The sequence below is a fragment of the Acinetobacter sp. LipI_15 genome (assembly GCF_058242865.1).
Genome location: NZ_JBZAYN010000001.1, coordinates 2,506,574 through 2,521,254, shown reverse-complemented (window position 1 = coordinate 2,521,254; position 14,681 = coordinate 2,506,574). Strand labels below are relative to the sequence as shown.

Sequence of the window (14,681 nt, the reverse complement as noted above, 5' to 3'; positions counted from 1 at the left end):
ATATTTCCCCCTTGAATTGTTTTTGTAACAACTTCTCTTTGCGACATAAAAACGGTGGTGCGTTGAATGTATTTCACGCACTAAATACAACATTCGACAATAGAGGTGGTCAACATGAGCAACCCATCTACTGGGACTGGGATGCGAACATTTACCGTCGTTGTGATGGCAATTTTCGCCTTGGTTCTATTGATTGGTGGTATCTGGCTGGCAGTCCTTGGCGGTTCTTGGTACTACATTATCGCCGGCCTGTTAATGCTGGCTTCAGCAATATACTTAAGAAAAATTCAAAACAGTTCTTTATACATTTATGCAGCGTTGATGCTGGGTACAGTGATTTGGGGACTTTGGGAGGCAGGTTCTGACTTTTGGGCACTTGCACCGCGTTTTGATATTTTAGGCTTATTGGGCCTTTGGTTACTGATTCCTGCCGTGACACGCGGTATGGAAAATGGCAAAACTGCGAAAATTACATTATCAGGCACACTGGTGATTGCGATTATCGTGATGATCTATTCAATTTTTAATGATCCGCAAGAAATTCACGGTGAAATTAAAAATGCACAACCTCAAACAGCCAAAGCGATTGAGGGTATTGCTCCTGAAGATTGGCCTGCCTATGGTCGTACACAAGGTGGTGTACGTTATTCTCCACTCACCCAAATCAATAGCGACAACGTTAAAGATTTAGAAGTAGCGTGGACTTTCCGTACAGGTGAGTTACCAACAGAAAATGACTCAGGTGAAACCACAAACCAAGTCACTCCGATTAAAGTCGGCAATGACATGTTTATGTGTACAACTCACCAACGTTTAATTGCACTTGATCCTGCGACAGGTAAACAAAAATGGGCATTCGATCCTAAACTTAAAGCGGACAATACCTATCAACATTTAACATGTCGTGGTGTGTCTTATTTTGACGCAGCAAATACCACTCAGTTTGCAAAAAGCTTAGAGAACAAACGCTCGACTTCTACTGAATGTCCGCGCAAAGTGATCTTGCCTGTAAATGATGGTCGTTTGGTTGCAGTCAATGCTGACACAGGTAAAGCATGTAGTGATTTTGGTCATAACGGCGAAGTCGATCTACAAAAAGATATGCCTTATCCGTATCCGGGCGGTTATATCCCAACTTCACCTCCAGTGGTTACTGGCACAACCATTGTGATTGGCGGTTCAACAACTGATAACTTCTCGACTAAAGAGCCATCTGGTGTCATCCGTGGTTATGATGTTAATACTGGTGAATTATTGTGGATCTTTGATACAGGGGCGGAAGATCCAAATGCCATGCCAGGCGAAGGTCAAAAATACTCTGTAGCCTCACCGAATGCATGGGCACCTTTAGCATATGACGAAAAACTTGACATCGTTTATGTGCCAACAGGTGTAGGCACACCAGACATTTTTGGTGGTCACCGTACGCCATTAGATGAACGCTATGCAAACTCAATGTTGGCATTAAATGCATCAACAGGTAAATTAATTTGGAATTTCCAAACCACACATCATGATTTGTGGGATATGGATGTACCATCACAACCTTCATTGGCAGATATCAAAGATAAATCAGGTAATACTGTTCCTGCGATCTATGTCTTAACCAAAACAGGTAATGCATTCGTCCTTGACCGTCGTACCGGTAAAGCGATTGTGCCAATCACCGAAAAAGCAGTTCCACAAACTGTAAAACGTGGTCCACAAACTAAAGGTGAGCATTATTCTGCAACTCAACCGTTCTCTGATTTTGATTTAGCACCAAAAGATAAATTGACTGATAAACAAATGTGGGGTGCCACTATGTTTGACCAGTTGATGTGTCGTGTGTATTTCAAATCATTAAACTACGACGGTATTTATACACCACCATCTGAAAATGGCACATTGGTATTCCCAGGTAACCTTGGGGTATTTGAATGGGGTGGTATGTCGGTGAACCAAGACCGTCAAGTTGCTGTGATGAACCCAATTGGCTTGCCATTTGTCACTAAGTTGATTCCTACAGATCCAAACCGTGAGCAAACTGCGAAAGGTGCGGGTACTGAACAAGGCGTGCAACCGATGTATGGCGTACCTTATGGTGTGGAAATCAAAGCCTTCTTGTCACCACTTGGCTTACCTTGTAAACAACCTTCATGGGGCTTTACTGCCGGTGTAGATTTAAATACACATGAAGTGGTCTGGAAAAAACGTATAGGTACAATTCGTGATAGTTTACCGAAATTGTTCCAATTACCTGCTGTGAAAATTGGTGTACCGGGTCTTGGTGGATCAATCTCGACTGCTGGTAATGTCATGTTTGTAGGCGCAACACAAGATAACTATATCCGTGCAATCAATGTAACGAATGGTGATACTTTGTGGGAAGGTCGTCTACCAGCAGGTGGTCAAGCGACTCCAATGACTTATGAAGCAAATGGTAAACAATATGTTGTGATCATGGCTGGTGGTCATGGTTCATTTGGTACAAAACTTGGTGATTACCTTGTTGCGTATGCGTTACCAGATAAAAAATAAGTGATTTTACATCGCTAAATAAAAAGCCCGATTTATCGGGCTTTTTATTGGCTGAAATTCTTTATGTAAATTTATGCTAAGTAATGGAGAAATAATTCAATATATTAATAAATAAAAAGTAAATGACCGGAATCCGCTATATCAGTGAAATTGCGACAGTCTTATCAATAAAATCGCTATTAAATATGTAAAAAACGCATTTTCTTGATAGATAAAATCTCGTTATGCTGTGCATTGTTATAATAGAAATTACTAGCTGTACGCCATGTATTTATATACTGATTTTGACCAGCAACTGGTTAATGAACGTGTTGCACAGTTCCGTGATCAAACGGAACGTTATTTAGCAGGTAAATTGACGGAAGATGAATACCGTCCACTGCGTCTTCAAAACGGCCTTTATGTACAACGTTATGCACCGATGCTACGTATTGCAGTACCTTATGGCCTGATGAATTCTAAACAATTACGTAAAATTGCGTCATTGGCTCAGGACTATGACCGTGGTTATGCGCACGTATCTACTCGTCAAAACATTCAGTTTAACTGGCCTGCACTAGAAAATGTGCCTGATATGTTACAAGAGCTCGCATCTGTTCAAATGCATGCGATTCAAACTTCGGGTAACTGTATTCGTAACACAACCACTGACCAATATGCAGGTGTGGTTGCAGGTGAAATTGCTGACCCACGCCCAACGTGTGAATTGATTCGTCAATGGTCAACTTTCCACCCAGAATTCGCTTTCTTGCCACGTAAGTTCAAAATTGCAGTTTCAGCACTGGAAGAAACTGATCGTGCGGCAACGTCTTTCCATGATATCGGTGTGTATATCGTGAAAAATGAAGCAGGCGAGATTGGCTATAAAATCAAAGTTGGTGGTGGTTTAGGCCGTACCCCAGTGATTGGTAGCTTTATTCGTGACTTCTTGCCACGTGAAGATTTGATTGCTTATTTAGAAGCGGTACTTCGTGTATACAACTTACACGGTCGTCGTGATAACAAATATAAAGCGCGTATCAAAATTTTGGTGAAAGCATTAACACCAGAAGTATTTGCAGAGAAAGTTGAAGCTGAATTTGCACATACCATCAAAACGTTAAAAATTGATGCTGATACCTTGGCGAAAATGGATGAGAACTTCACACCATTTGATTACCAAGATTATGCGGATGAAGATTTCGCAGAGCAATTTGCCGCAGAGCCGAAATTTAAACAATGGTTCAACATCAACACCAATGCACATAAAGTCAAAGGTTACCGCATCGTTACGATTTCTCTGAAACGTGCGGGTATTGCACCGGGCGATATGACTGTTGAAGAAATGAACCTGATTGCTGATTTGGCTGACAAATATACCTTTGGTGAGTTCCGTACGACGCATGAGCAAAATATTGCGCTTGTGGATGTACCACAAAAAGATTTGTTTGATCTATGGAAAATCCTTGATCAACATAATCTTGCACGTGCGCATATTGGGTTCTTAACCGACATCATTTGCTGCCCAGGTGGTGATTTCTGTTCATTGGCAAATGCGAAATCGATTCCAATTTCTGAAGCGATCTCTCGTCGTTTTGATGACTTAGACACCATTTACAATTTGGGTAAATTGGATCTAAACATCTCTGGCTGTATGAATGCGTGTGGTCACCACCATGTGGGTAACATCGGTATTTTAGGTGTAGACAAAAAGGGTGCTGAGTTTTATCAAATCACTTTGGGTGGTAATGCTGACCATGATGCATCGATTGGTGACATCTTAGGCCCATCATTTGCAGCCGAAGTTGTACCAGACATTATCGAAGAAATCTTAAATACGTATCTAGATCTTCGTGCTGAAGGCGAAGAGTTTATTGATACTTACCGCCGTGTTGGCATCCAACCATTTAAGGAGCGTGCATATGCTTAATACAGCACTACAAGTCCTCTCTAAAGATGGCTCGATTGCAGACAATACTTACCAAGTCATTGGTGAAGATGGTGTGTTGCCACAAGGTGACGTGGTTCTAACGGTTGAACAGTTAGATCAACTTGCGAATGTAACTGGTAAAAAAGCACTTTTCGTAACGGTTGATGCTTCACCTGAAACCAATGCATTCCCGCTTGACCAGTTAGATGCCATTTTCATCGAATTTGCTGGTTTTAACGATGGTCGAGGTTACTCATTTGCTGCATTGTTACGTCGCCAAGGTTTCCAAGGCGAACTACGTGCGACAGGTGATGTATTCAAAGACGTGTTGAACTACATGAAGCGTTCAGGTTTCGATACTTTTGTGGTGAAAGAAGGTAAAGATATTGCTGAAGCTGCTGCTGGCTTAGGTGATTTTACCAATCCATATCAAGCTTCAACTGCAGTGCCGCAAGCGCATTATCAAACTGGTGCTTAAGTGCCTCGATCAATAAAAAAGCCTCCATTCGGAGGCTTTTTTATTGATCGAAATACTTTTAATGAGTGATTATTCATTTTTAAGCTGGCAATTGACCATCCATTTAATACCGAACTGATCGGTAAATGCGCCATACAGCGCACCCCAAAAGGTCTTTTCGAGAGGCATTTCTATAGAGCCGCCTTTGGATAAGCCATCAAACAGTCGTTTAGCTTCAGCTTGTTCACTACTGTCTAAATTAATCGAAATATAGTGATTGCTGCCTACGGTAAAGGGTTGGTTGGTTTGTGCACAGAATTGTTCATTGATATCTGAGGCCATCAGCACGGTAAATTCGTTGATCGGTAGGGAAATATGCATAATCTTTTCCTGATCTGCATCGGACAGTGATATGCCTTCCTCAGCAGGCATATCACCATAACGCATCACATTGAGGAACTCTCCACCAAATACAGAACGATAAAAATTAAAGGCTGCCTCGGTATTGCCTTGAAAATTCAAGTAGTGATTGAGCTGCATAAAGGTCATCCATTTTTATTATGTCGACATTTATTTTAAGAGCCTTTGCTGAGCTGTATGTGAATAATTTATGTCTAAAATGTAAGCATAAAAAACCCCTCTTACAGAGGGGTTTTCAGTCCCCCTCCTTTATTAAAGGAGGGGTTAGGGGAGGATTAAAGAATATTTCCTCTAAATCACTCTTTGCGAAAGGAGTCTACAGAGCATTAAATCAATTCAATCGCCACAGCAGTCGCTTCACCACCACCGATACATAGCGCTGCAATACCACGCTTACCACCTGTACGTTTTAATGCATGGATCAACGTTAAAATAATGCGTGAACCAGTAGAACCAACTGGATGTCCAAGTGCACAAGCACCCCCGTTGATATTTACTTTTTCAGCATTTAATTTAAATTCATCAATTGGGCACATCGTGACCATGGCAAAAGCTTCATTGATTTCCCATAAATCTACGTCAGCAACATTCCAACCCGATTTATCTAGAACTTTTTGAATTGCGCCTACAGGTGCAATGGTAAACTCGGATGGATGCTGAGAATTTGATGCATAAGCCACAATTTTTGCGAGCGGATTTAAACCTTTTGCTGAAGCTTGATCTGCTGAAGTTAAAACTAAAGCAGACGCACCATCAGAAATAGAACTTGCATTGGCAGCGGTAATCGTTCCATCTTTAGCAAAAGCAGGGCGCAGCGTTGGAATTTTTTCGATATTGGCGTTAAAAGGCTGTTCGTCTTTATCGATAATCACATCGCCTTTACGACTCGAAACAGTGACAGGCACGATTTCGTCAGCAAAATAACCCTCAGTAATTGCAGTTTGTGCACGTTTAAGCGAGCGAATGGCGAAGTCATCCATTTGTTCACGTGTATAGCCTTTTGTGTTTGCCATATCCTGCGCAAAAGAACCCATGAGTCGGCCCGTTTCTGCATCTTCTAGGCCATCTAAGAACATATGATCTTTAACGTCACCGTGGCCCATACGGTAGCCAGCTCGTGCTTTGGTCAAAACATAAGGGGCATTGGTCATTGACTCCATACCACCTGCAACCACGACTTGAGCCGAACCTGCCTTAATCATATCTGCCGCTTGCATCACGGCCTTCATACCTGAACCACACAGCTTGTTGATGGTTACGGCACCAGTTGAATCTGGAAGACCAGCTTTACGCATCGCTTGACGGGCAGGACCTTGTTTCAGGCCAGCCGGAAGCACACAGCCCATAATGACTTCTTCAACATCTGTCGGTTGTAAACCCGCGCGTTCGATGGCTGCTTTAATCGTAACTGCGCCTAATTCTGGTGCAGTGACAGCGGCTAAACTCCCTTGAAAACCACCCATTGCTGTACGGGCACCATTCACGATGACGATATCAGTCATTACATGTCTCCATTTTCTTATACATTAATTTTTGAATACGTCAGCAGTATAAGTAAAATTGAACAGGAATAAAGCAAATTTAAAAGGCTGCTTTGGACTCACCGGTTCTCAAATTAGCAACTGGTTGGGTTTTCAAATCGTAAATGTCCCATTCGACTTAAGACTGCTCGGATCGGTTGAAGCGTTGATTTCGAACAGTAGTAGAAACTACCATTTGAACCATTGGGTAAACCGGAGCTAGCCTGAAAGGTTAGGCTCGGAATGTGTAAAGTCCCACGCCAAGACAGATCGCCATATTTTAAGTTGAGTTTGTCTTGCAGTAATATTTTTTCATTTGCATCAACTTGACGGTTTTTATTACTGTCAATAAATATGATCAGACCACTGTTCCAGTTGTTAGGTTGGCAAAGTTTAAAGTCAATACTAGGACATATCACAATATTGGAATGATAAATAGTGGCCTGAGCCCGTGCGAATGCATTGTGATTTTGAATAGTCGATTTGATGTTATTCGCTTCTCGCTGCGCCATTAAATTGTTGAAATGTGGTAAAGCTATCGTCACGATAATGACCATAATCGCGATTGAGACCAAAAGTTCAAATAGAGTAAAGCCGGTTTCTTTATTGTAAAGCATTGATTTAATCCAAAATTTAATATTATTTTTATATGTCTAATGTTATATGTGTTTTTAATGGCGATATTAATTTTGAGTATAGAATTTTATTACTCAATTTTAGATAAAGCTGTTAAAATGAAAATAGCAAGTGACAATAGGCGATTCACTGCTCAAAATTGAGTAAAAATTTACCGAATTACAACGGAAATTGTAAGTAATTTTGTCAATAATTTACTTGATTAGATTAATCAAGCACTTGGAAAAAGAATAAAGTGTTTGTATGATTCAGCGTAAATAGCTTAAAAAAAAACTGGGGTATTAAGAAAGCCTATCTCAGGATAGCCAATTTTTCGGCTTGAGCTTGAACAACAATTGTTATCTCTGGAGGATAAATCCATGAAAATGAGTCGTATTGCATTAGCAATGCTCGTAGCTGCTCCTTTAGCAGCTGCAAACGCAGGCGTAACTGTTACTCCATTAATGCTTGGTTACACTTTCCAAGATTCTCAACACAACAACAGCCGTGGCAACCTTACTGAAGGTCCAGAGCTACAAGACGACTTGTTTGTTGGTGCAGCACTTGGTGTTGAATTAACTCCATGGTTAGGTTTCGAAGCTGAATATAACCAAGTTAAAGGTGATGTAGACGTTGATCACGGCGAATACAAACAAACTCAAATCAACGGTAACTTCTATGCTACTTCTGATTTGATTACTAAAAACTATGACAGCAAAGTTAAGCCATATGTATTGTTAGGTGCTGGTCACTATAAATACAAATTTGACGACGCTGCTGCTCGTGGTTTAGGTGCTGATCGTGGTACTACTGAAGAAGGTACTTTAGGTAACGCTGGTCTAGGTGCTTTCTGGCGCTTAAACGATGCTTTATCTCTACGTACTGAAGCTCGTGCTACTTACAACATCGATGAAGATTTCTGGAACTACACAGCTTTAGCTGGTCTTAACGTAGTTCTTGGCGGTCACTTGAAACCTGCTGCTCCTGTAGTTGAAGTTGCTCCTGTAACTCCAGTTGCTCCAGTTGCTCCAGCTCCTCAAGAGTTGACTGAAGATCTTAACATGGAACTTCGTGTGTTCTTTGATACAAACAAATCTAACATCAAAGATCAATACAAACCTGAAATCGCTAAAGTTGCTGAAAAATTAGGTGAATACCCTAATGCTACAGCTAACATCGAAGGTCACACAGATAACACTGGTCCACGTGCTCTAAACGAACGTTTATCACTAGCTCGTGCTAACTCTGTTAAATCTTCACTTGTTAACGAATACAACGTTGACCCAGCTCGTTTATCTACTCAAGGTTTCGCGTGGGATCAACCGATCGCTGACAATAACACTAAAGAAGGCCGTGCTATGAACCGTCGCGTATTCGCTACGATTTCTGGTAGCCGTACTGTAGTGGCTCAACCTGGTCAAGCTCAATAATTTGAGTTTAACTTCGGTTAGAAAAAAGCGGCTCTTTTGAGTCGCTTTTTTTTATGTCAAAAAATTAAAAAAGAGACTTAAATTTGGCTAAAAGGCACTAACCAAAATGCCTTATTAACTTTTGAATAATCGTAGGATGTAAATGGATACATCTATTCAAAGGCAATAAAGCATGTAAAAATTCAAATTATTTGTATGTTAATTAATCATTTGTTCGCCTAAGAGCTTTAATTGAACATACACAGATTGTATTTATTTTTTTATAAAAGTAATTAAAAACAATTATTTACATTTGTCTTATCTACAATTTACAAAAAATTAATATTTATATTTCTCATTAAAAAAATATAATCATCGGGATTCATGATGAAGTTGAGAATTATTCTAAATATAATAATGATTCTTATTCAAATAAATTAAGCGTTCAACAATGATCAATTTTCCAAAAACTCATTTAGTCCGTGCGATTTCAATCGCGATCTTAGGGGTGGGCACATCTGCAGTAGTAAATGCAGCAGAGCGAACCGTGCTTGAAACAATTGAAGTTGAGGTACCTGCAGAAAAGCAGCTTGCAAATGGAAAATTGAAGGCGCAGACAGACCTTGGTGCTTTGGGAAGTAAAAAAATTGTTGATACGCCATTTAGCGTTGCTGCATATAGTGAAAAGTTAATTGAAGAACAGCAAGCGACCACCGTGGGTGAAGTGCTGAGAAATGATGCGAGTGTTCGTATCACAACAAACCAAGGCCATTTAAACGAAAACTTTAATATTCGTGGCTTTGATGTCAATCATGATGATATTGCACTCAATGGTATCTATGGTATGGCACCTTATGGGCGTGTACCAACTGAATTTTTAGATTCGGTTACTGTATTGAAAGGCCCAAATGCTTTAGTTGCTGGGATGTCACCAGCAGGTGGAGTGGGTGGTGTTGTCATTGCCAAAACTAAGCGTGCAGATCAGCAGAAGACCCAAGTTTCAGCGTCAATGGAAGATGGTGGCTTTTATCAATCAGGCTTTGATGTTTCACGTCGCTTTGGTGCTGAAAAAGAATTTGGCTTACGTGTGAATGGGGCTTATGGTCAAGGTGAGCACATCATAGAAGGCATGGATGATAAACATGCTTCAGGTGCAATTGCTGCAGACTATACAACGGATAAGTTAAAACTGAATTTTGATGCGTATGCTGTACGTGATGACCGTAATGGTGGTTCGCCTGCGATGGTGGCATTTGGTGTCAAAGATGCTCATGGCCATACCTATAATGGCGTGCTTGCTGCACCTAAAGGCGATACCAATTATTTTAGTAATTTAGAAGGTCATACAGATAGTGAGTTTGTAGGATTAAGTGGTGAATATGCATTTACACCTGATTTAAATGTGTATGCAGGTGTAGGGCATATTGAAAAGGCCTATAGCGGACACATTTTTGGTACGCGTCTTATCGTAGGGCAAGCTGATGGTCATGCTACTTCACAGTACTATCGTACAGGGTCATCTGAGTCGATTACATCAGCCAATACAGGTATTCAATATAAGTTTAATACAGGTGCTGTAAAACATGCTGTAAATGTTCGAGCTGATTATTTGACCAAAGAAACAGATCAGCATGTTGCGGCAACACAAGAGAAAATTAATTCAACTAATTTGTATGATCCTGATACGACTGTAGGGATGCCTTCTGCGTACCCAGTGGTTAAACCGAATTTAGATAATAAATATACTAGCTATACGGTATCTGATCAGATTTCAATGTTGGATGATAAGTTGCAATTTATTGTTGGTGCACGCTATCAGGATATCGATACCAAGAATTTACAAAGAAAGACTGGCTATCAAGATGATAAAATTTCGCCAAGCTTAGGTGTTGTGGTTAAACCATTTGGTGAGAATCTTTCTATTTATGCAAACTATGTTGAAGGTCTTTCTGAAGGTGTAACGGTGAATAACGTTGCAGATGCCAACAATAATGTCACCTTTGCGCCATTCCAAACCAAACAATATGAATTGGGTGCAAAATATCAAGCAGGTTCTTGGTTGAATACATTTGCCCTTTATCAAATTGAAAAACCATCGACGATGTCTTCTGATTATTCTGATGGAATTACCGGCATTAGTGTTAATCAAATCACAACAGATGATGCAGAAACACGTTCACGTGGCGTCGAATGGGCATTTTCTGGAGAGATTTATACAGGACTAAATCTGATGGGTAGTTTGGCGTATATTGATGCTGAATATACCAAAGCAGCGGTGAAAAGTGGCGTAACTAATCAAGGTAATACGGTATATGGTATTCCTGACTTTACCGCAACACTCAGCTTGGATTATGCAGTGCCGTATGTGGATGGTTTGAATGTCAATGCACGTGCAAACTACGTGAGTGAACAGTACTTAAATGAAACCAATACACTTAAACTGCCAGACTACACAATTTTAGATCTTGGTGCGCGCTATAAAACTCAATTAGGTGGTGTGAACACAACGTTCTTAGCGAATATTGATAACGTGACTGATGAAAAATATTGGGAAGGTACATTTAACTCAGGCTATGCCTTAGTGGGTGGTCCACGTACCTATAAAGTTGGCTTAACATTCGACTTTTAAATAACCAATACACGTCAATTCAAAAAACCACCTATTTAAGGTGGCTTTTTTTCAAACTAATTGAGCAAGTTATTAGCTTAATGAATGTCTAATTTAGGGAATATATTGCTTCACCACACCATCATCCAGCAGCTGCTGAAAATGCTCAACAAGACTGGTTTCAATATTGCGGTAGCTGATGCCTAGCTCGGACTTACTTTTGTCGGCATTGAAGTAGATTGGAAAACCCATATTCAGCTCAACAAAAGACTTGGAAAAACCTGCCAGCGGGCCAAACAATTTAAATGCGGCTTTAGGCAACTGGTTGCGCGGGAAGGGGAATTTTGGACCAAAGTGCTGGCGCAGAATTTTGCCCATTTCCAGCAGGCTGAGCGTGCCGCCGCTGATAATATAACGGCCTTTTGCATTTGGGTTAAAGGCTGCTTGCAAGTGTGCATCCGCAACATCACGGACATCTACAATGCCATTCCACATCGGCGGTACACCTGCGAGGGTCATACCGTTAGCAAACTGCTCAAGCACTTCAACGCTGCCAGACTTGGTCATCGCAGTTAGTGAAGGGCCAAGAACCAGCGCTGGGTTGACACAAACCAGTTCCCAGCGGTTTTGTGCTTTTTGCATATCCCAAGCTTTGCGCTCCGCCATGACTTTTGAATATGGATAGGGCTGATGGGTTTCAGAGCTGGTGGTGTTCCAGTGAGACTCATCAAATTGGTTATTTGCTGTTTGCTTAATGTCGATCGCATCGCCATAAGTTGAAGCAATACTGGATGTCACCACCACGCGTTTTACAGATTCTGTTTGGTTGACGCTGTTTAATACATTTTCTGTGCCTATTACCGCAGGCTCAATAATATCTTTTACTGCATCTTTATAATTGGTCACTACAAAAGGGGATGCCATATGGATCACAATTTCACAGCCTTGCATGGCTTCATCAAAGGCATGCGGTGTAAGTAAATTGGCTTCAAACAGTTTGAATGTGCCAGTACTTTGGTTTGCGATATTCTCTAAGTGAGCAAAGCTTTTTTTCTTATTCAGATCGCGTACGGTGGCGTGAACTGTATGTCCTTGTTCAAGCAGATTTTTAATGACCCAGCTGGCAATATAGCCTGTGGCGCCTGTAACGAGTATCGGTGTTGTCTTGGTATTCATGTTCTTCAACTTTAATTGACGCATTTTTTATCATATTGAGAATATTTAGTTTTGTCTTTGATTAATTTGAAAAAATATATTTTTATTATTGAGTTTAATGTGCTCTAAATTCAGCAGAAATCTCATGAGAGCGCTACAAAAGTGATTTTTTATTGATCTTAAAAATGCTCAGATGGGATGAGTGTTGGATAGATGCATATTCTTATGATTATGGGCGCAAAATCTCATAAATAAATGGACAAAGAGTCATATCCAACTTGTGAGCTTTAATTTAAAGCCTAGATCTTAGGTCTAGGCTTCTTCATTTCGTAATAGATGCAGCTTTTGAAAATTTTAATTTTGAATCAGAGATTTCACTTTAAATATGATAAAACCAAAGAATAAAGAAGATTTTGATTGGTATGTAATAAGTGAATTTTTCAGGTGATGTAGAGATTTTTGTATCCTGTCTTGGAACTAAAGAGTCAAGTTCAGATATTTTGAAAGCAGTTATTCTTGTTGCAAGTGAGTTTGACTCATTAGAGACTAATTTCGGTGGAGAAAAGCTATTCTATTGGCAATTTTTAAGAGAGGGGTTACGTTCAGGTTTAATGAACATCAAATACTAGATACCATTTTTATCTAAGTCAAAGAGAATGAAGAATATTACTTATACCCGTTTTTAGAAGATCTGATTATAGGTATTAATCATAAAAGTACGAAGCAATCTGTAGCCAATCTATTTGGCCCCCCCGAAAGAGAAGGTGACAGTTGGCTTAAATACAGAATATTTGATAACTATTTACATTTTGAATTTGATGATTCATTAGAGTTAAAACAAGTCACAATAGGCAAATGTTGAGACTATTATATTAATTTTTATGTATTTTTTAAAATTTAAGACCTAGACCAGTGCCTAGGTTTTTTCATTTCGTATAACAGCCATTATGTTAAATGGAGGAGATCTGACATAATTCTTGGCTTCAGTTAACTTTCTAAAAATCTTATGACTACACTTAATATCGAAAAGAAAGCAAATCCCCTTTTAAGTGATGAGGCTCAAGAATTGTTGTGTTTTGCAACAATTAGTGAATCTAAATCTTGGAAAGATGTTCTCAATTTGTATTTAGAAATTAAAGCAAAAAATGCTCCTAAGAAAGTGTTAATGCTTTTAGAAGATATAGGACAGTGTGAATATACGTCTATGCATGCTTCGATGGGAGATGGACTTTATTTTGATACATCGGAAATTATTGAAGAGGGTGAAGATGAAGATATAAGCTATGACAACACTCTGCCATTTCAGGTTAAGTATCATATTGATCAATTATTAAGATCTGAAAATAAGGTGAACATTCATGATCTACATGGAAAATTTAATTATAGTGATCAAGACCTATCTGTTTTATTAAAAATTAATGAGCAGCCTGAAAAAATTTTAGATGAAGTTATTCAAATTAAATTAGTTAATTCTGAAAATGATCATGAAAAATTTGCAGCACAGCTCAATGGATATTTTAGTTGTGATCTATCTCCTTTTGAATCTTTCAGTTTAATCCAATATTTGGATAAGAATTTTGATCTAGAATATGTTGGCTTAGGTGCGAGTTTATTATTTTTTATCAAGAAGCCAAGCTTTACCTTAGAGAAACTGGATTCTCTCTTCGAAGAATTAGATAACATTTATTCTTATAATCAAGAAACTAGTAGTAGGTTGAAACGACATTTATCAGATCATAATTATATGATCTTACCGTATGTTGATTCTCTAGATATATTTGATTTAGATGGATAATGAATATTAATTTCCCCTAAAATTAACATAATACACGCTATACGAATACTAACTTTTATTTCATATAAATCATTATTTTATGCTGATATGAAAAGCCCTATCATCACAGATTGGGCTTTTTTGTTGATTCTTCATCTTCCACGGTTATTTTAATGAAATCTAATGCTATAGCAACCAAAAATGTACAGATTAAATAAGAATAGATGTCCACGTGGTTATTGATTTGCAGAAAGACAAATAACAGGTTGGGGGAGCAATTGGGGGGTAAATTCA

The 14,681-nt window shown here is 39.3% G+C and carries 10 protein-coding genes; 6 read left to right on the top strand and 4 right to left on the bottom strand.

What is annotated here, in order from left to right:
* Window positions 1-114: 114 nt before the first annotated feature.
* The 3 genes from AC4CU0_RS11895 to AC4CU0_RS11885 all read left to right on the top strand — a co-directional run bounded on the left by AC4CU0_RS11895 (window position 115) and on the right by AC4CU0_RS11885 (window position 4,907).
* On the top strand, window positions 115-2,520 hold the full coding sequence (locus AC4CU0_RS11895) for a glucose/quinate/shikimate family membrane-bound PQQ-dependent dehydrogenase (protein ID WP_180085419.1): 2,406 nt from the start codon (window positions 115-117) through the stop codon (window positions 2,518-2,520).
* Between the two features lie 265 nt (window positions 2,521-2,785).
* Window positions 2,786-4,429, top strand: a complete 1,644-nt coding sequence (locus AC4CU0_RS11890; RefSeq protein ID WP_078190090.1) for a nitrite/sulfite reductase — start codon at window positions 2,786-2,788, stop codon at window positions 4,427-4,429.
* Window positions 4,422-4,907, top strand: a complete 486-nt coding sequence (locus AC4CU0_RS11885; RefSeq protein WP_490743205.1) for a DUF934 domain-containing protein — start codon at window positions 4,422-4,424, stop codon at window positions 4,905-4,907. Before AC4CU0_RS11890 ends, AC4CU0_RS11885 begins: the two co-directional genes overlap by 8 nt.
* 69 nt (window positions 4,908-4,976) lie before the next feature.
* On the opposite strand, the gene AC4CU0_RS11880 is transcribed toward AC4CU0_RS11885, so the two are convergent.
* From AC4CU0_RS11880 to AC4CU0_RS11870, 3 genes are all read right to left on the bottom strand, one after another.
* Window positions 4,977-5,426: a VOC family protein gene (locus tag AC4CU0_RS11880; RefSeq protein WP_490743204.1), complete on the bottom strand. Its 450-nt coding sequence runs from the start codon at window positions 5,424-5,426 to the stop codon at window positions 4,977-4,979.
* Between the two features lie 206 nt (window positions 5,427-5,632).
* On the bottom strand, window positions 5,633-6,808 hold the full coding sequence (locus AC4CU0_RS11875) for a thiolase family protein (protein ID WP_490743203.1): 1,176 nt from the start codon (window positions 6,806-6,808) through the stop codon (window positions 5,633-5,635).
* A gap of 113 nt (window positions 6,809-6,921) precedes the next feature.
* The gene (locus AC4CU0_RS11870; protein ID WP_490743202.1) at window positions 6,922-7,443 is read right to left on the bottom strand and encodes a GspH/FimT family pseudopilin; all 522 of its coding nucleotides are present in this window, start codon (window positions 7,441-7,443) and stop codon (window positions 6,922-6,924) included.
* 378 nt (window positions 7,444-7,821) lie between these two features.
* Here AC4CU0_RS11870 and omp38 point away from each other — a divergent pair, with 378 nt between their 5' ends.
* Both omp38 and AC4CU0_RS11860 read left to right on the top strand, forming a co-directional pair.
* The gene (gene omp38 / locus AC4CU0_RS11865; RefSeq protein ID WP_490743201.1) at window positions 7,822-8,871 is read left to right on the top strand and encodes an outer membrane protein Omp38; all 1,050 of its coding nucleotides are present in this window, start codon (window positions 7,822-7,824) and stop codon (window positions 8,869-8,871) included.
* A 430-nt stretch (window positions 8,872-9,301) separates the two neighbouring features.
* On the top strand, window positions 9,302-11,479 hold the full coding sequence (locus AC4CU0_RS11860; protein WP_490743199.1) for a TonB-dependent receptor: 2,178 nt from the start codon (window positions 9,302-9,304) through the stop codon (window positions 11,477-11,479).
* Window positions 11,480-11,572: 93 nt separating this feature from the next.
* Here AC4CU0_RS11860 and AC4CU0_RS11855 read toward each other — a convergent pair whose 3' ends face one another.
* Window positions 11,573-12,658 carry an SDR family oxidoreductase gene (locus AC4CU0_RS11855; protein WP_373683928.1) on the bottom strand — a complete coding sequence of 362 codons (1,086 nt, stop codon included), beginning with the start codon at window positions 12,656-12,658 and terminating at the stop codon, window positions 11,573-11,575.
* Window positions 12,659-13,619: 961 nt separating this feature from the next.
* Here AC4CU0_RS11855 and AC4CU0_RS11850 point away from each other — a divergent pair.
* Entirely contained in the window at window positions 13,620-14,408 is a 789-nt protein-coding gene (locus AC4CU0_RS11850) for a hypothetical protein (protein ID WP_180011991.1), read from the top strand.
* Window positions 14,409-14,681: the final 273 nt, after the last annotated feature.

Bases quoted from the DNA above. Each gene is read 5' to 3' on its own strand.
- AC4CU0_RS11870 (WP_490743202.1), bottom strand. From the start codon at position 7,443: ATGCTTTACAATAAAGAAACCGGCTTTACTCTATTTGAACTTTTGGTC.
- AC4CU0_RS11880 (WP_490743204.1), bottom strand. From the start codon at position 5,426: ATGCAGCTCAATCACTACTTGAATTTTCAAGGCAATACCGAGGCAGCC.
- AC4CU0_RS11885 (WP_490743205.1), top strand. From the start codon at position 4,422: ATGCTTAATACAGCACTACAAGTCCTCTCTAAAGATGGCTCGATTGCA.
- AC4CU0_RS11855 (WP_373683928.1), bottom strand. From the start codon at position 12,658: ATGCGTCAATTAAAGTTGAAGAACATGAATACCAAGACAACACCGATA.
- AC4CU0_RS11860 (WP_490743199.1), top strand. From the start codon at position 9,302: ATGATCAATTTTCCAAAAACTCATTTAGTCCGTGCGATTTCAATCGCG.
- omp38 (WP_490743201.1), top strand. From the start codon at position 7,822: ATGAAAATGAGTCGTATTGCATTAGCAATGCTCGTAGCTGCTCCTTTA.
- AC4CU0_RS11895 (WP_180085419.1), top strand. From the start codon at position 115: ATGAGCAACCCATCTACTGGGACTGGGATGCGAACATTTACCGTCGTT.
- AC4CU0_RS11890 (WP_078190090.1), top strand. From the start codon at position 2,786: ATGTATTTATATACTGATTTTGACCAGCAACTGGTTAATGAACGTGTT.
- AC4CU0_RS11875 (WP_490743203.1), bottom strand. From the start codon at position 6,808: ATGACTGATATCGTCATCGTGAATGGTGCCCGTACAGCAATGGGTGGT.
- AC4CU0_RS11850 (WP_180011991.1), top strand. From the start codon at position 13,620: ATGACTACACTTAATATCGAAAAGAAAGCAAATCCCCTTTTAAGTGAT.